The following is a 16,557-nucleotide window of genomic DNA, read 5'->3' on the forward strand; positions in this document are numbered from 1 at the left end:
TTATGAACAGGTAACGACCGTGCTCAACAAACTCTCTCGTCTGCTGGCTGATGCTGGTATTTCTCTTACCGATCACCAGAAAAATCAGCTGATTGCGTATGTCGATATGCTGCACAAATGGAACAAAGCGTACAACTTGACGTCGGTACGGGATCCCAACGAAATGCTGGTGCGCCATATTCTGGACAGTATTGTCGTCGCGCCGTATCTGAAGGGGGAGCGTTTTATTGACGTGGGTACGGGACCGGGCCTGCCGGGTATTCCTCTCTCTATCGTGCGCCCAGAAGCGCATTTCACACTGCTGGATAGTCTGGGAAAACGCGTCCGTTTCTTGCGTCAGGTGCAGCATGAGCTTGCGCTTACTAACATCACTCCTGTGCAAAGCCGAGTTGAAGAATTCCCTTCAGAGCCGCCGTTCGATGGGGTCATTAGCCGTGCGTTCGCGTCACTTACTGATATGGTGAGTTGGTGCCATCATTTGCCTGGCCTGGATGGGCGTTTTTATGCGCTAAAAGGGCAGTTGCCAGAAGACGAAATTGCTTCGTTGCCTGCAGAATTCAGCGTCGAGTCGGTCGAAAAATTACGCGTTCCGCAACTGGATGGTGAACGTCATCTGGTGGTTATTAAGCCAAACAAAATTTAATTTTTATCAAAAAAAATAGAAAAAAAACGGCTATTCAGGTGTTAAAAGTCATAGGGAATAGTGTGGTTAAATGTCGTTACAATTCACTAGCGCCTTACGGTTTTGCATCATAACTATAACGTACCGTTTTTTGTTAAAAGCGAAACAAGTCAGCTGTGAAAATATCAGTCTGCTAAAAATAGAACGTAAGAACCACCCGTTGTGTTAATTTTTTATTATAAATGTCAATGCGTGGTTTTTTTGTTGTTAGCTGTTGTTTTTGAAATAGTGGCTATTTTTACGCTTAAATATCAAAAAGATGAAAAGGCATCATTTGCCACGTAAATAAATTATGCGAAGGTGAATATGTTCAATATGTGATCTGGTGCACGCTTTGCCGCCAGTATTTACGCGGCATTTGCAGTTTTGCATGATCGTTCACAGTTTGCTTAAAAGTGATAAATGTGGGGTAGCGAAAAATATTTAAACATTTATTCACTTTTTAGCTACTTATTGTTTGAAATCACGAAGGCGCACCGTATAATTTGACCGCTTTTTGATGCTTGACTCTAAGCCATAAAGAACGTTTTATACGACACGCGGCATACCTCGAAGGGAGCAGGAGTAAAAACGTGATGTCTATGTCGCTCTTGAGTCGAAACGTTGCTCGTAAGCTTTTGCTCACACAGTTTCTGGCGGTAATAGCAAGTGGATTGCTGTTTAGCCTCAAAGACCCTTTCTGGGGCATCTCCGCATTGTGCGGTGGATTGGCAGTGTTACTGCCTAATGTGTTGTTTATGATATTTGCCTGGCGTCACCAGGCGCATACACCAGCTAAAGGCCGAGTAGCCTGGACGTTCGCCTTCGGCGAAGCCTTCAAGGTGTTAGCTATGCTGGTTTTGCTGGTGGTGGCGTTGGCTGTTTTGAAAGCGGTATTCATGCCGCTGATCGTTACGTGGGTTTTGGTGCTGGTGGTTCAGATACTGGCGCCGGCTGTAATTAACAACAAAGGGTAAAGGCATCATGGCTTCAGAAAATATGACGCCGCAGGATTACATAGGACACCATCTGAATAACCTTCAGTTGGACCTACGTACATTCTCGCTGGTGGATCCGCACAACCCCCCAGCCACCTTCTGGACGCTCAATATTGACTCCATTTTCTTCTCGGTGGTTCTGGGTCTGTTGTTCCTGCTTATGTTCCGTAGCGTAGCTAAAAAGGCGACCAGCGGCGTACCAGGTAAATTTCAGACCGCGATTGAGCTGGTAATCGGCTTTGTGCATGGTAGCGTGAAAGACATGTACCATGGCAAAAGCAAGCTGATTGCTCCGCTGGCCCTGACGATTTTCGTCTGGGTATTCCTGATGAACTTGATGGATTTACTGCCTATCGACCTGCTGCCGTACATCGGTGAGCATATCTTTGGCCTGCCGGCTCTGCGTGTAGTTCCGTCTGCCGACGTGAACATCACCCTGTCGATGGCGCTGGGCGTATTTATCCTCATTCTGTTCTACAGCATCAAAATGAAAGGCATCGGCGGCTTCGCGAAAGAGTTGACGCTGCAGCCGTTCAATCACTGGGCGTTCATCCCTGTCAACTTAATCCTTGAAGGGGTAAGCCTGCTGTCCAAACCAATTTCTCTTGGTCTGCGACTGTTCGGCAACATGTATGCCGGTGAGCTGATTTTCATTCTGATTGCTGGTCTGTTGCCGTGGTGGTCACAGTGGATCCTGAATGTGCCATGGGCCATTTTCCACATACTGATTATCACGCTGCAAGCCTTCATATTTATGGTTCTGACGATTGTCTATCTGTCGATGGCATCTGAAGAGCATTAATTTACCAACACTACTACGTTTTAACTGAAACAAACTGGAGACTGTCATGGAAAACCTGAATATGGATCTGCTGTACATTGCTGCCGCTGTGATGATGGGTCTGGCGGCAATCGGTGCTGCGATCGGTATCGGCATCCTCGGGGGTAAATTCCTGGAAGGCGCAGCGCGTCAACCGGATCTGATTCCTCTGCTGCGTACTCAGTTCTTTATCGTTATGGGTCTGGTGGATGCAATCCCAATGATCGCTGTAGGTCTGGGTCTGTACGTGATGTTTGCTGTCGCGTAGTAAGCGTTGCTTGAATTAAGAGCAATATCAGAACGTTAACTAGATAGAGGCATTGTGCTGTGAATCTTAACGCAACAATCCTCGGCCAGGCCATCGCGTTTGTCCTGTTCGTTCTGTTCTGCATGAAGTACGTATGGCCGCCTTTAATGGCTGCCATCGAAAAACGTCAAAAAGAAATTGCTGACGGCCTTGCTTCTGCAGAACGAGCACATAAGGATCTTGACCTTGCAAAGGCCAGCGCGACCGACCAGCTGAAAAAAGCGAAGGCGGAAGCTCAGGTAATCATCGAGCAGGCGAACAAACGCCGTGCTCAGATCCTGGACGAAGCTAAAACTGAAGCAGAGCAGGAACGTACTAAAATCGTGGCACAGGCGCAGGCGGAAATTGACGCCGAGCGTAAACGTGCTCGCGAAGAGCTGCGTAAGCAAGTTGCTATCCTGGCTGTTGCTGGCGCCGAGAAGATCATCGAACGTTCCGTGGATGAAGCTGCTAATAGCGACATCGTGGACAAACTTGTCGCTGAACTGTAAGGAGGGAGGGGCTGATGTCTGAATTTATTACGGTAGCTCGCCCCTACGCCAAAGCAGCTTTTGACTTTGCCGTTGAGCACCAAAGCGTTGACCGTTGGCAGGATATGCTGACGTTTGCCGCTGAGGTGACGAAAAACGAACAAATGGCAGAGCTTCTCTCTGGCGCGCTGGCGCCGGAAACGCTCGCTGAGTCGTTTATCGCCGTGTGCGGTGAGCAGTTGGACGAAAGCGGCCAAAACCTGATTAGGGTAATGGCTGAAAATAACCGTCTGAATGCGCTCCCGGATGTTCTTGAGCAGTTTATTCATCTGCGTGCAGCTAGTGAGGCTATCTCTGAGGTAGAAGTCACTTCTGCCAATGCACTGAGTGATGAACAGCTTACGAAGATTAGTGCAGCGATGGAAAAACGTCTGTCACGCAAAGTTAAGCTGAATTGCAAAATCGATAAGTCTGTAATGGCAGGCGTAATCATCCGAGCGGGTGATATGGTCATTGATGGCAGCGTACGCGGCCGTCTTGAGCGCCTTGCAGACGTCTTGCAGTCTTAAGGGGACTGGAGCATGCAACTGAATTCCACCGAAATCAGCGAACTGATCAAGCAGCGCATTGCTCAGTTCAATGTTGTGAGCGAAGCTCACAACGAAGGTACTATTGTTTCTGTAAGTGACGGTGTTATCCGCATTCACGGCCTGGCCGATTGTATGCAGGGTGAGATGATTTCCCTGCCGGGTAACCGTTACGCTATCGCACTGAACCTGGAGCGCGACTCCGTAGGTGCCGTTGTGATGGGTCCATACGCTGACCTCGCCGAAGGCATGAAGGTTAAGTGTACGGGTCGTATTCTGGAAGTTCCGGTTGGCCGTGGCCTGCTGGGTCGTGTGGTGAACACTCTGGGTTCCCCAATTGACGGTAAAGGTCCGGTTGATAACGATGGCTTCTCGCCAATCGAAGTTATCGCACCAGGCGTAATCGAACGTCAGTCCGTCGACCAGCCAGTACAGACAGGTTATAAATCTGTTGATGCCATGATCCCAATCGGTCGTGGCCAGCGTGAGCTGATCATCGGTGACCGTCAGACAGGTAAAACTGCGATGGCAATCGATGCCATCATCAACCAGCGTGATTCCGGTATCAAATGTGTGTACGTGGCTATCGGCCAGAAAGCGTCCACCATTTCTAACGTGGTTCGTAAACTGGAAGAACACGGCGCACTGTCCAACACCATCGTTGTTGTGGCGACCGCGTCTGAATCTGCTGCTCTGCAATACCTGGCACCATATGCTGGTTGCGCAATGGGCGAATACTTCCGTGACCGCGGTGAAGACGCGCTGATCGTTTACGATGACCTGTCTAAACAGGCTGTTGCTTACCGTCAGGTTTCCCTGCTGCTCCGTCGTCCACCAGGACGTGAAGCATTCCCGGGCGACGTATTTTACCTCCACTCCCGTCTGCTGGAGCGCGCATCCCGCGTAAACGCGGAATACGTTGAGAAGTTCACCAATGGTGAAGTTAAAGGTAAAACCGGCTCCCTGACCGCTCTGCCGATTATCGAAACCCAGGCGGGTGACGTTTCTGCGTTTGTTCCGACCAACGTAATTTCCATTACAGATGGTCAGATCTTCCTGGAAACCAACCTGTTCAACTCCGGTATTCGTCCGGCAGTTAACCCGGGTATCTCCGTATCTCGTGTAGGTGGCGCAGCGCAGACCAAGATCATCAAGAAACTGTCCGGTGGTATTCGTACCGCACTGGCGCAGTATCGTGAACTGGCAGCGTTTTCTCAGTTCGCTTCCGACCTGGATGAAGCTACTCGTAAGCAGCTGAGCCACGGTCAGAAAGTAACTGAACTGCTGAAGCAGAAACAGTATGCCCCAATGTCTGTAGCACAGCAGGGTGTGGTGCTGTTTGCGGCTGAACGCGGTTACCTCGAAGATGTGGAACTGGCGAAAATCGGTAGCTTTGAAGCCGCTCTGCTGGCTTACGTTGACCGTGACCACGCTCCGCTGATGCAAGAGATCAACCAGTCCGGTGGCTATAACGATGAAATCGAAGGCAAGCTGAAAGCTATCCTCGATTCCTTCAAGGCAACCCAGTCCTGGTAACGTCTGGCGGTCTGCTTTAGGGCGGACCGCAAGGCATTGAGGAGAAGCTCATGGCCGGCGCAAAAGAGATACGTAGTAAGATCGCAAGCGTCCAGAACACGCAGAAGATCACTAAAGCGATGGAGATGGTCGCCGCTTCCAAAATGCGTAAATCGCAGGATCGCATGGCGGCCAGCCGTCCTTATGCAGAGACCATGCGCAAAGTGATTGGTCACCTTGCGAATGGTAATCTGGAATATAAGCACCCTTACCTGGAAGAACGCGACGTTAAGCGCGTGGGCTACCTGGTGGTGTCGACCGACCGTGGTCTGTGCGGTGGCTTGAACATTAACCTGTTCAAAAAGCTGCTGGCGGATATGAAAGCATGGTCCGATAAAGGCGTTCAGTGCGATATCGCAATGATCGGCTCTAAGGGCGTGTCTTTCTTTAACTCCGTTGGCGGTAATGTGATTGCTCAGGTAACCGGTATGGGGGATAACCCTTCCCTGTCCGAACTGATCGGTCCGGTTAAAGTGATGCTGCAGGCCTACGATGAAGGTCGTCTGGACAGACTGTACGTTGTCAGCAACAAATTTATTAACACCATGTCTCAGACGCCAACCATCACCCAACTGCTGCCTCTGCCGGCATCAGATGATGATGAATTGAAGCGTAAATCCTGGGATTACCTGTATGAGCCAGACCCGAAAGCGCTGCTGGATACCCTGCTGCGTCGTTATGTCGAGTCTCAGGTTTATCAGGGCGTGGTAGAAAACCTGGCCAGCGAGCAGGCCGCACGTATGGTGGCGATGAAAGCCGCGACCGACAATGGCGGCAGCCTGATTAAAGAGCTGCAGTTGGTATACAACAAAGCTCGTCAGGCCAGCATTACTCAGGAACTCACCGAAATCGTCGGTGGTGCATCCGCGGTATAACCAGGTTAATTCGTAGAGGATTCAAGATGGCTACTGGAAAAATTGTCCAGGTAATCGGCGCCGTGGTTGACGTCGAATTCCCTCAGGATGCCGTACCGCGCGTGTACGATGCTCTTGAGGTTATGAATGGTAAAGAGAGCCTGGTGCTGGAAGTTCAGCAGCAGCTCGGCGGCGGTATCGTACGTACCATCGCCATGGGTTCTTCCGACGGTCTGCGTCGTGGTCTGGAAGTTAAAGATCTCGAGCACCCGATCGAAGTCCCGGTAGGTAAAGCAACTCTGGGTCGTATCATGAACGTCCTGGGTCACCCGATCGACATGAAAGGCGATATCGGTGAAGAAGAGCGTTGGGCTATCCACCGCGCGGCACCTTCCTATGAAGAGCTGTCCAGCTCTCAGGAACTGCTGGAAACCGGCATTAAAGTTATCGACCTGATGTGTCCGTTCGCTAAGGGCGGTAAAGTTGGTCTGTTCGGTGGTGCGGGTGTAGGTAAAACCGTAAACATGATGGAGCTGATCCGTAACATCGCGATCGAACACTCCGGTTACTCCGTGTTTGCGGGCGTGGGTGAACGTACTCGTGAGGGTAACGACTTCTACCACGAAATGACCGACTCCAACGTTCTGGACAAAGTATCCCTGGTATATGGCCAGATGAACGAGCCGCCGGGAAACCGTCTGCGCGTTGCTCTGACCGGTCTGACCATGGCAGAGAAGTTCCGTGACGAAGGTCGTGACGTTCTGCTGTTCGTCGATAACATCTATCGTTACACCCTGGCCGGTACAGAAGTATCCGCACTGCTGGGTCGTATGCCATCAGCGGTAGGCTACCAGCCGACCCTGGCGGAAGAGATGGGTGTTCTTCAGGAACGTATCACCTCTACCAAAACCGGTTCTATCACCTCCGTTCAGGCGGTATACGTACCTGCGGATGACTTGACTGACCCATCCCCAGCAACCACCTTTGCTCACTTAGATGCAACCGTGGTACTGAGCCGTCAGATCGCATCTCTGGGTATCTACCCGGCAGTTGACCCGCTGGACTCCACCAGCCGTCAGCTGGATCCGCTGGTTGTTGGTCAGGAACACTACGACACCGCGCGTGGCGTACAGTCCCTGCTGCAGCGTTATCAGGAACTGAAAGACATCATCGCCATCCTGGGTATGGATGAACTGTCTGAAGAAGACAAACTGGTGGTAGCACGCGCACGTAAAATTCAGCGCTTCCTGTCCCAGCCGTTCTTCGTTGCGGAAGTATTCACCGGTTCTCCGGGTAAATACGTATCCCTGAAAGACACCATCCGTGGCTTTAAAGGCATCATGGAAGGCGAATACGACCACCTGCCAGAGCAGGCGTTCTACATGGTTGGTTCTATCGACGAAGCCGTGGAAAAAGCCAAAAAACTTTAACGCCTTAATCGGAGGGTGATATGGCAATGACTTACCACCTGGACGTCGTCAGCGCAGAGCAGCAAATGTTCTCTGGTCTGGTCGAAAAAATCCAGGTAACGGGTAGTGAAGGTGAACTGGGTATTTTCCCGGGTCACGCACCGCTGCTCACCGCCATTAAGCCTGGTATGATCCGCATCGTTAAACAGTTCGGTCATGAAGAGTTTATCTATCTGTCTGGCGGCATTCTCGAAGTGCAGCCTGGCAGCGTGACCGTTCTGGCTGATACCGCGATTCGCGGACAGGATCTCGATGAAGCGAGAGCCCTGGAAGCGAAGCGTAAGGCTGAAGAGCACATTAAGAGCTCTCATGGTGACGTGGATTACGCTCAGGCATCTGCGGAACTGGCCAAAGCGATCGCGAAACTGCGCGTTATCGAGTTGACCAAAAAAGCGATGTAACACCGGCTTGAAAAGCACAAAAGCCAGTCTGGTTGCCAGGCTGGCTTTTTTTATGGTTTTGTTTCAGTGAAAGTGGAACTAAAAAGCTGTTTTATTATTTTGTGATTTGTGTCACAAAAATATTGATCGGTTAAAAAATGAGGCGTAGACTCTTTTTTGTGTGATGTGTGTCACATAATTAACTCAGATAAAAACAGGATACCAACATGAAACTGATTAATAAAATCATCGCCCTTTTCAGCAGCATGGAAGTTTAGTCTTCCCAACCTGCTCTGTGGCGCGATGCTTCATACGGTTATCAGCACGCGCCAGCTGTTATTAAATCCCCCTCCTCCGCTTTATCGTTTGTCCTCTTCCCTTTTAAAACTCTATTTTCCCTGTCTGTTTTTTCTGCTTCTCGCTGAATCACATTAATAAAATTATACTTTTCTTTTGTAACTCTTTATTCATGCAGTAAAAAAATAGCAAAAACATTAACCTAAGGCTTTAATAAGAGCAGCCTCCTGGTTTTTGGGAGACAAAAGACGCCGAAATAGACGAAAATAGAGAGTTATCAGAGGGGAAATTTCCCCGATTGAACGTTTTATCTTCGGTCCATTTCACGATGAAAAAAATGTAGTATTTTCAATGTGAAACGGTATAAATTCGTTCTCAAATTACAGTCAGGACGTGTATGTTGAATAATGCTATGAGCGTCGTGATCCTTGCCGCAGGCAAAGGCACGCGTATGTATTCCGATCTCCCTAAAGTGCTGCATACCCTCGCAGGAAAGCCGATGGTTCAGCATGTCATTGATGCCGCTAATGAATTAGGTGCGACTCACGTACATCTGGTCTACGGGCACGGTGGTGATTTGCTTAAGCAGACGCTGAAAGATGGCAATCTAAACTGGATTCTGCAGGCAGAGCAGTTGGGGACCGGCCATGCAATGCAGCAGGCAGCGCCATTCTTTGGTGATGACGAAGACATTTTAATGCTCTATGGCGATGTGCCGCTGATCTCTACCGATACCTTACGTAGCCTGCGTGATGCTAAACCGCAGGGCGGCATCGGCCTGTTAACGGTAAAACTGGATGATCCATCCGGCTATGGGCGTATTACGCGTGAGAACGGTAACGTCACCGGTATCGTCGAGCATAAAGATGCAACTGACGAGCAGCGCCAAATCCAGGAAATCAACACCGGTATTCTGATTGCCAATGGCGCTGATATGAAGCGCTGGCTGTCCAAACTCACCAATAACAATGCGCAGGGTGAATACTACATCACCGATATCATTGCTATGGCGTATCAGGAAGGACGCGAAATTGCTGCGGTACATCCGGCACGTATTAGCGAAACGGAAGGGGTGAATAACCGTCTTCAGTTATCCCGTCTGGAGCGTGTTTATCAGTCTGAGCAAGCAGAGAAACTGTTGCTGGCGGGCGTGATGCTGCGCGATCCTGCACGTTTTGATCTTCGCGGTACGCTTATTCACGGGCGCGATGTTGAAATTGATACTAACGTTATCATTGAAGGTAACGTAACCGTTGGTGATCGCGTCAAGATTGGTGCTGGCTGTATCATCAAAAACAGCGTGATTGGTGAAGGTTGTGAGCTTAGCCCATACAGTGTGGTGGAAGATGCCCATCTGGAAGCCGCTTGCACCATCGGCCCATTCGCGCGTCTGCGCCCGGGTGCTGAGCTGCAGGAAGGCGCGCACGTGGGTAACTTCGTCGAAATGAAAAAAGCGCGTTTGGGTAAAGGTTCTAAAGCTGGTCATCTGACCTATCTGGGCGATGCGGAAATTGGCGATAACGTGAATATCGGCGCGGGTACGATTACCTGCAACTACGATGGTGCCAATAAGTTTAAAACCATTATTGGTGATGATGTGTTTGTGGGTTCTGATACCCAGTTGGTGGCGCCTGTCACCGTGGGTAAAGGTGCCACCATCGCTGCTGGCACTACCGTAACGCGTAATGTCGCCGATAACGAACTGGTATTAAGCCGTGTACCTCAGGTCCATAAACAGGGCTGGCAGCGTCCGGTGAAGAAGAAGTAATTTTTTGCCGGATGGCGGCTTTGCCTTATCCGTCCTACGTGCGGTGACGTTCTGTAGGCCTGATAAGCGTAAGCGCCATCAGGCAGACAAGAGATGAGGGGATAACATAATCCTCCGCTCAACAAGCAGTACCATAAAAATAACCCCACTCTCTACAAGGCTCGGGGCGCCCGGAAAGGGCAAATACAGGTCAGCGACAACGACAGGCAAATGCCTAAATTCGGAATCAAAAAATATGTGTGGAATTGTTGGCGCTATCGCGCAGCGTGATGTAGCTGAAATCCTTCTCGAAGGTTTACGTCGTCTGGAATATCGTGGTTATGACTCTGCTGGTCTGGCCGTTGTCGATGCTGAAGGCAACATGACCCGTCTGCGTCGTCTGGGTAAAGTGCAGATGCTGACTGCTGCTGCGGAAGAACATCCGCTGCATGGTGGTACAGGTATCGCTCATACCCGTTGGGCGACACACGGTGAACCTTCAGAAGCGAACGCGCATCCCCATGTTTCTGAACACATTATTGTGGTGCATAACGGCATCATTGAAAACCATGAACCTCTGCGTGAACTACTGAAAACCCGTGGTTACACCTTTGTTTCTGAAACCGACACCGAAGTGATTGCTCACCTGGTGCATTGGGAACTGGAACAGGGTGGTACGCTGCGTGAAGCCGTACTGCGTACTATTCCACAGTTGCGCGGTGCCTATGGCACGGTGATCATGGATACCCGTAACCCGGAAACTCTGCTGGCGGCCCGTTCAGGTAGCCCGCTGGTGATTGGTCTGGGGATGGGGGAAAACTTTATCGCTTCCGATCAGCTGGCGCTGTTGCCGGTAACCCGTCGCTTTATCTTCCTGGAAGAAGGTGACATCGCAGAAGTGACCCGTCGTTCGGTCTCTATTTTCGACAAGTCTGGCGCACAAGTGAAGCGTCAGGATATCGAATCGAATCTGCAGTATGACGCGGGCGAAAAAGGTATTTATCGCCACTACATGCAGAAAGAGATCTACGAACAGCCGAACGCAATTAAAAATACGCTGACCGGGCGCATTAGTCACGGTGAAGTGGATTTAAGCGAGCTGGGTTCACGTGCCAACGAGTTGCTGTCTCAGGTTGAGCATATCCAGATTATCGCCTGCGGTACGTCCTACAACTCCGGTATGGTGTCCCGCTACTGGTTTGAATCGCTGGCTGGTATTCCTTGTGATGTCGAAATCGCTTCCGAGTTCCGCTATCGCAAATCCGCCGTGCGTCGTAACAGCCTGATGATTACCCTTTCCCAGTCCGGTGAAACGGCGGATACCCTGGCAGGTCTGCGCTTATCTAAAGAGCTGGGCTATCTGGGCTCGCTGGCTATTTGTAACGTACCGGGATCTTCTCTGGTGCGCGAATCCGACCTGGCGATGATGACCAATGCCGGTACCGAAATCGGTGTGGCCTCCACGAAAGCATTTACCACCCAACTGACCGTTCTGCTGATGCTGGTGGCGAAACTGTCTCGTCTGAAAGGCCTGGATGCGTCTATCGAGCAGGAGATCGTTCACGGTCTGCAGGCACTGCCGAGCCGTATTGAGCAGATGCTGTCTCAGGACAAACGCATTGCCGCTCTGGCGGAAGGTTTCTCAGACAAACACCATGCGCTGTTCCTGGGCCGTGGCGATCAGTACCCGATTGCGCTGGAAGGCGCGCTGAAGCTGAAAGAGATCTCTTATATTCACGCTGAAGCTTATGCTGCAGGCGAACTGAAACACGGTCCGCTGGCGCTGATTGATGCCGATATGCCGGTTATCGTAGTTGCACCGAACAACGAACTGTTGGAAAAACTGAAATCCAACATTGAAGAAGTTCGCGCCCGTGGCGGTCAGTTGTACGTCTTTGCGGACCAGGATGCTGGCTTTACCAGCAGCGAAAACATGCACATCATTGAGATGCCGCATGTGGAAGAGGTGATTGCACCGATCTTCTACACCGTTCCGCTGCAGTTGCTGGCGTATCACGTGGCGCTGATTAAAGGCACCGACGTGGACCAGCCGCGTAACCTGGCAAAGTCGGTTACCGTAGAGTAATCCGCACTTAACTGAACTGAAAATGCCCTGCTGTAAGTGGGGCATTTTTTTAGCTTGTTCTGTTTTTAATCAATTATCCCGCCTGTTTTATGTGACAAACCGTCATCTTCAACTACTGTTTTCAGTGTCATAAAAAGAAAATTTCAGCGAAATGTTATTGTCATGATGGTGATTAACATTCTGTTTTAAATGTATTTTTAGATAAAAAACTTCCCAATTTTTTCATTGTCATAAAACTGTCATATTTCGTACATTTAACTGTCACCTGTTTGTCCTATTTTGCTCACAGTAGCAACTCAAACAACGATTTACGAAAACCGTGCAGGAGACATTATGAAAGTTATGCGTACCACTGTCGCAACTGTTGTCGCCGCGACCTTATCCATGAGCGCGTTTTCTGCGTTTGCAGCAGCGAGCCTGACAGGTGCAGGTGCAACCTTCCCTGCGCCAGTGTATGCCAAATGGGCAGATACCTATCAGAAAGAGACCGGTAGCAAAGTAAACTACCAGGGTATCGGCTCCTCCGGTGGTGTAAAACAAATTACGGCCAATACCGTTGATTTCGGCGCCTCTGACGCACCGTTGTCTGACGAGAAACTGGCGCAAGAAGGCCTGTTCCAGTTCCCGACGGTTATCGGTGGTGTGGTGCTGGCGGTGAACATCCCTGGCCTGAAATCCGGCGAACTGGTGCTGGACGGTAAAACGCTGGGCGACATCTACCTCGGTAAAATTAAGAAGTGGGATGATGAAGCCATCACCAAACTGAACCCGGGTCTGAAGCTGCCTTCTCAGAATATCGCCGTTGTGCGTCGTGCTGACGGTTCCGGTACTTCATTCGTTTTCACCAGCTACCTGGCGAAAGTGAACGAAGAGTGGAAATCTAAAATTGGTTCCGGCTCTACCGTTAACTGGCCGACCGGTCTGGGCGGTAAAGGTAACGACGGTATCGCTGCGTTCGTACAGCGTCTGCCGGGTTCTATCGGCTACGTTGAGTACGCTTATGCTAAGCAGAACAACCTGGCGTACACCAAGCTGGTCTCTGCTGATGGCAAACCGGTAAGTCCGACCGAAGAAAACTTTGCCAACGCTGCAAAAGGCGCTGACTGGAGCAAAACCTTCGCCCAGGATCTGACTAACCAGAAAGGTGACGATGCGTGGCCGATCACTTCCACCACCTTCATCCTGGTGCATAAAGAGCAGAAGAAACCTGAGCAGGGCGCTGAAGTGCTGAAGTTCTTCGATTGGGCGTACAAAAATGGTGGCAAACAGGCTAATGACCTGGATTACGCCAGCCTGCCGGACAGCGTGGTTGAGCAGATTCGTGCTGCATGGAAGACCAACGTGAAGGACAGCAGCGGTAAAGCGCTGTACTAAATACCCGTCATACTTCGAGCCGCAGCTGTGTTGGCTGTGCTTGTTCACCCCAGTCACATAGTGAATCTATGCTCCTGGGTATTCACAAGCTTGCCGCCTTGCTGCAACTCGAATTATTTAGGGTATGGCATTACGTTAGCCGGGAAGCACGATAAAATGCGTGCTTCCTGGCCCAAACTTAAAGAGTGATTTATGGCTGCAACCAAGCCTGCTTTGAACCCACCGGGTAAAAAAGGTGACATGATATTCAGCGCGCTGGTAAAACTGGCTGCGCTGATTGTGCTATTGATGTTGGGTGGCATTATTGTCTCTCTGATTATCTCCTCCTGGCCAAGCATTCAGAAATTTGGCTTCTCCTTTCTGTGGACTAAAGAATGGGATGCGCCAAACGATATCTACGGTGCATTAGTACCGATTTACGGTACGCTGGTCACCTCGCTTATCGCACTGCTGATCGCCGTTCCGGTGAGTTTTGGCATTGCCTTATTCCTGACTGAACTTGCTCCTGGTTGGCTGCGTCGCCCGCTGGGTATCGCTATTGAATTGCTGGCGGCAATTCCGAGTATCGTGTACGGCATGTGGGGCCTGTTTATCTTTGCCCCGCTGTTTGCGACTTACTTCCAGGAGCCGGTCGGGAACATCCTTTCCAACATTCCGTTTGTTGGCGCGCTGTTTGCGGGTCCGGCATTTGGTATCGGTATTCTGGCCGCTGGCGTGATCCTCGCCATCATGATCATCCCGTACATTGCGGCGGTTATGCGCGATGTGTTCGAACAAACGCCGGTGCTGATGAAAGAGTCAGCCTACGGCATCGGTTGTACTACCTGGGAAGTTATCTGGCGCATCGTCCTGCCGTTCACCAAAAACGGCGTGATTGGCGGCGTGATGCTCGGTCTGGGCCGCGCGCTGGGTGAAACCATGGCGGTGACGTTCATCATCGGTAACACCTACCAGCTCGATAGTGCCTCGCTGTACATGCCGGGCAACAGTATTACTTCTGCGCTGGCGAATGAATTTGCCGAAGCGGAATCAGGACTGCACGTTGCCGCGTTGATGGAACTGGGCCTGATTCTGTTTGTGATTACCTTCATCGTGCTGGCGGCGTCTAAGTTCATGATCATGCGCCTTGCGAAGAACGAGGGGGCACGCTAATGGCTACGCTTGAAATGCAAAACACCGCTGCGCTTGCGGAATCCCGCCGTAAAATGCAGGCGCGTCGTCGTCTGAAGAACCGCATCGCGCTGACGCTCTCTATGGCGACCATGGCATTCGGTCTGTTCTGGCTTATCTGGATCCTGATGTCCACGATCACCCGCGGTATTGACGGTATGTCACTGGCGCTGTTCACCGAAATGACACCTCCGCCGAATACGGCTGGTGGTGGTCTGGCGAATGCCCTGGCCGGTAGCGGACTGTTAATTCTGTGGGCGACCGTGTTTGGTACACCGCTTGGTATTATGGCGGGCATCTACCTGGCAGAGTACGGACGTAAGTCCTGGCTGGCTGAGGTGATCCGCTTTATCAACGACATCCTGCTTTCTGCGCCATCAATCGTGGTCGGTCTGTTCGTTTACACCATCGTGGTAGCAAAAATGGAGCACTTTTCCGGCTGGGCGGGCGTTATCGCGCTGGCGCTGCTGCAGGTGCCCATTGTTATTCGTACCACGGAGAACATGCTCAAGCTGGTACCGGATAGCCTGCGTGAAGCCGCCTATGCGCTGGGTACGCCGAAATGGAAGATGATTTCTGCGATCACCCTGAAGGCCTCTGTCTCAGGCATCATTACAGGCGTTTTACTGGCTATTGCACGTATCGCAGGTGAAACGGCTCCGCTGCTGTTTACGTCGCTCTCCAATCAGTTCTGGAGCACCGACATGATGCAGCCTATCGCCAACCTGCCGGTCACTATCTTTAAGTTTGCGATGAGCCCGTTTGCTGAGTGGCAGCAACTGGCCTGGGCCGGGGTACTGATTATTACCCTGTGCGTACTGCTGCTGAACATTCTGGCGCGCGTCATTTTCGCGAAGAAGAAACACGGTTAAGACGAAGTGCCGGATGGCGGCGTAAACGCCTTATCCGGCCTACGATTGAAGACATTTGTAGGCCTGAAAGCTGCGCGCCATCAGGCATGATGAGGAAAAGATTGAAATGAGTATGGTTGATACTGCCCCGGGTAAGATTCAGGTTCGTGATTTGAACTTCTACTATGGCAAGTTCCATGCCCTGAAGAACATCAACCTGGATATTGCCAAAAACCAGGTAACGGCGTTTATCGGGCCGTCAGGCTGTGGTAAATCGACGCTGCTGCGTACGTTCAATAAAATGTTTGAACTGTATCCGGAACAGCGTGCGGAAGGCGAAATCCTGCTGGATGGCGACAATATTCTCACCAACACTCAGGATATCGCTCTGCTGCGTGCCAAAGTGGGCATGGTATTCCAGAAGCCGACGCCGTTCCCGATGTCCATCTACGACAACATCGCTTTTGGCGTGCGTCTGTTTGAGAAACTCTCTCGTGCGGATATGGACGAGCGTGTGCAGTGGGCATTGACCAAGGCCGCGCTGTGGAACGAAACCAAAGATAAATTACACCAGAGCGGGTACTCTCTCTCCGGTGGTCAGCAGCAGCGTCTGTGTATTGCGCGTGGGATCGCCATTCGCCCGGAAGTGCTTCTGCTTGATGAGCCGTGTTCAGCGCTCGACCCTATTTCTACCGGGCGTATCGAAGAGCTGATCACTGAGCTGAAAGAGGATTACACCGTCGTTATCGTTACCCACAACATGCAGCAGGCTGCGCGTTGTTCCGATCACACGGCATTTATGTACCTGGGCGAGTTGATTGAGTTCAGTAACACGGACGATCTGTTCACCAAGCCCGCGAAGAAACAAACTGAAGACTACATCACCGGTCGTTACGGCTGATTCAGGAGCT

At 51.0% G+C, this 16,557-nt stretch carries 16 protein-coding genes; all 16 read left to right on the forward strand.

Annotated elements, in window-relative coordinates; translation table 11 throughout:
- The first annotated feature begins 19 nt into the window (after positions 1-19).
- The 16 genes from rsmG (at position 20) to pstB (ending at position 16,547) form a co-directional block, all read left to right on the forward strand.
- Positions 20-643 (forward strand): 16S rRNA (guanine(527)-N(7))-methyltransferase RsmG, encoded by a 624-nt coding sequence (gene rsmG, locus GFC06_RS04425; protein ID WP_016155084.1) that lies wholly within the window; start codon positions 20-22, stop codon positions 641-643.
- A gap of 614 nt (positions 644-1,257) precedes the next feature.
- The gene (atpI, locus tag GFC06_RS04430) at positions 1,258-1,638 is read left to right on the forward strand and encodes a F0F1 ATP synthase subunit I (protein WP_003023790.1); all 381 of its coding nucleotides are present in this window, start codon (positions 1,258-1,260) and stop codon (positions 1,636-1,638) included.
- Between the two features lie 7 nt (positions 1,639-1,645).
- Positions 1,646-2,461: a F0F1 ATP synthase subunit A gene (atpB, locus tag GFC06_RS04435; protein WP_003023792.1), complete on the forward strand. Its 816-nt coding sequence runs from the start codon at positions 1,646-1,648 to the stop codon at positions 2,459-2,461.
- Between the two features lie 46 nt (positions 2,462-2,507).
- A complete protein-coding gene (gene atpE, locus GFC06_RS04440; protein ID WP_003023794.1) occupies positions 2,508-2,747 on the forward strand; it encodes a F0F1 ATP synthase subunit C in 240 nt (79 codons plus the stop codon).
- Positions 2,748-2,806: 59 nt separating this feature from the next.
- Positions 2,807-3,277: a F0F1 ATP synthase subunit B gene (atpF, locus tag GFC06_RS04445; RefSeq protein WP_003827022.1), complete on the forward strand. Its 471-nt coding sequence runs from the start codon at positions 2,807-2,809 to the stop codon at positions 3,275-3,277.
- Between the two features lie 14 nt (positions 3,278-3,291).
- Positions 3,292-3,825, forward strand: coding sequence for a F0F1 ATP synthase subunit delta (atpH, locus tag GFC06_RS04450; protein WP_006687767.1), 534 nt, complete (start codon positions 3,292-3,294; stop codon positions 3,823-3,825).
- Positions 3,826-3,837: 12 nt separating this feature from the next.
- Positions 3,838-5,379: a F0F1 ATP synthase subunit alpha gene (gene atpA / locus GFC06_RS04455; RefSeq protein WP_003023802.1), complete on the forward strand. Its 1,542-nt coding sequence runs from the start codon at positions 3,838-3,840 to the stop codon at positions 5,377-5,379.
- A 50-nt stretch (positions 5,380-5,429) separates the two neighbouring features.
- Positions 5,430-6,293 (forward strand): F0F1 ATP synthase subunit gamma, encoded by an 864-nt coding sequence (atpG, locus tag GFC06_RS04460; protein WP_016155083.1) that lies wholly within the window; start codon positions 5,430-5,432, stop codon positions 6,291-6,293.
- Positions 6,294-6,319: 26 nt separating this feature from the next.
- Entirely contained in the window at positions 6,320-7,702 is a 1,383-nt protein-coding gene (gene atpD / locus GFC06_RS04465) for a F0F1 ATP synthase subunit beta (protein WP_003023806.1), read from the forward strand.
- Between the two features lie 20 nt (positions 7,703-7,722).
- A complete protein-coding gene (locus GFC06_RS04470; RefSeq protein ID WP_003023809.1) occupies positions 7,723-8,142 on the forward strand; it encodes a F0F1 ATP synthase subunit epsilon in 420 nt (139 codons plus the stop codon).
- A gap of 673 nt (positions 8,143-8,815) precedes the next feature.
- A complete protein-coding gene (gene glmU, locus GFC06_RS04475) occupies positions 8,816-10,186 on the forward strand; it encodes a bifunctional UDP-N-acetylglucosamine diphosphorylase/glucosamine-1-phosphate N-acetyltransferase GlmU (protein ID WP_019077996.1) in 1,371 nt (456 codons plus the stop codon).
- Between the two features lie 235 nt (positions 10,187-10,421).
- A complete protein-coding gene (glmS, locus tag GFC06_RS04480; RefSeq protein WP_049282853.1) occupies positions 10,422-12,251 on the forward strand; it encodes a glutamine--fructose-6-phosphate transaminase (isomerizing) in 1,830 nt (609 codons plus the stop codon).
- A gap of 333 nt (positions 12,252-12,584) precedes the next feature.
- Positions 12,585-13,625 carry a phosphate ABC transporter substrate-binding protein PstS gene (gene pstS, locus GFC06_RS04485; RefSeq protein WP_016155079.1) on the forward strand — a complete coding sequence of 347 codons (1,041 nt, stop codon included), beginning with the start codon at positions 12,585-12,587 and terminating at the stop codon, positions 13,623-13,625.
- A gap of 192 nt (positions 13,626-13,817) precedes the next feature.
- Complete coding sequence (gene pstC / locus GFC06_RS04490) at positions 13,818-14,777, forward strand: phosphate ABC transporter permease PstC (protein WP_049282852.1); 960 nt, start codon at positions 13,818-13,820, stop codon at positions 14,775-14,777.
- Positions 14,777-15,667, forward strand: coding sequence for a phosphate ABC transporter permease PstA (gene pstA, locus GFC06_RS04495; RefSeq protein WP_016155077.1), 891 nt, complete (start codon positions 14,777-14,779; stop codon positions 15,665-15,667). Before pstC ends, pstA begins: the two co-directional genes overlap by 1 nt.
- Positions 15,668-15,773: 106 nt before the next feature.
- The gene (gene pstB, locus GFC06_RS04500; RefSeq protein WP_003023821.1) at positions 15,774-16,547 is read left to right on the forward strand and encodes a phosphate ABC transporter ATP-binding protein PstB; all 774 of its coding nucleotides are present in this window, start codon (positions 15,774-15,776) and stop codon (positions 16,545-16,547) included.
- The last annotated feature ends 10 nt before the right edge of the window (positions 16,548-16,557 follow it).

Source organism: Citrobacter braakii, assembly GCF_009648935.1.
Lineage (GTDB): Bacteria > Pseudomonadota > Gammaproteobacteria > Enterobacterales > Enterobacteriaceae > Citrobacter > Citrobacter braakii.

Coding starts and splice junctions, on each gene's coding strand:
- atpI (WP_003023790.1), top strand. CDS start 1,258: ATGTCTATGTCGCTCTTGAGTCGAAACGTTGCTCGTAAGCTTTTGCTC.
- atpB (WP_003023792.1), top strand. CDS start 1,646: ATGGCTTCAGAAAATATGACGCCGCAGGATTACATAGGACACCATCTG.
- atpE (WP_003023794.1), top strand. CDS start 2,508: ATGGAAAACCTGAATATGGATCTGCTGTACATTGCTGCCGCTGTGATG.
- atpH (WP_006687767.1), top strand. CDS start 3,292: ATGTCTGAATTTATTACGGTAGCTCGCCCCTACGCCAAAGCAGCTTTT.
- atpA (WP_003023802.1), top strand. CDS start 3,838: ATGCAACTGAATTCCACCGAAATCAGCGAACTGATCAAGCAGCGCATT.
- atpG (WP_016155083.1), top strand. CDS start 5,430: ATGGCCGGCGCAAAAGAGATACGTAGTAAGATCGCAAGCGTCCAGAAC.
- atpD (WP_003023806.1), top strand. CDS start 6,320: ATGGCTACTGGAAAAATTGTCCAGGTAATCGGCGCCGTGGTTGACGTC.
- GFC06_RS04470 (WP_003023809.1), top strand. CDS start 7,723: ATGGCAATGACTTACCACCTGGACGTCGTCAGCGCAGAGCAGCAAATG.
- glmU (WP_019077996.1), top strand. CDS start 8,816: ATGTTGAATAATGCTATGAGCGTCGTGATCCTTGCCGCAGGCAAAGGC.
- glmS (WP_049282853.1), top strand. CDS start 10,422: ATGTGTGGAATTGTTGGCGCTATCGCGCAGCGTGATGTAGCTGAAATC.
- pstS (WP_016155079.1), top strand. CDS start 12,585: ATGAAAGTTATGCGTACCACTGTCGCAACTGTTGTCGCCGCGACCTTA.
- pstC (WP_049282852.1), top strand. CDS start 13,818: ATGGCTGCAACCAAGCCTGCTTTGAACCCACCGGGTAAAAAAGGTGAC.
- pstA (WP_016155077.1), top strand. CDS start 14,777: ATGGCTACGCTTGAAATGCAAAACACCGCTGCGCTTGCGGAATCCCGC.
- pstB (WP_003023821.1), top strand. CDS start 15,774: ATGAGTATGGTTGATACTGCCCCGGGTAAGATTCAGGTTCGTGATTTG.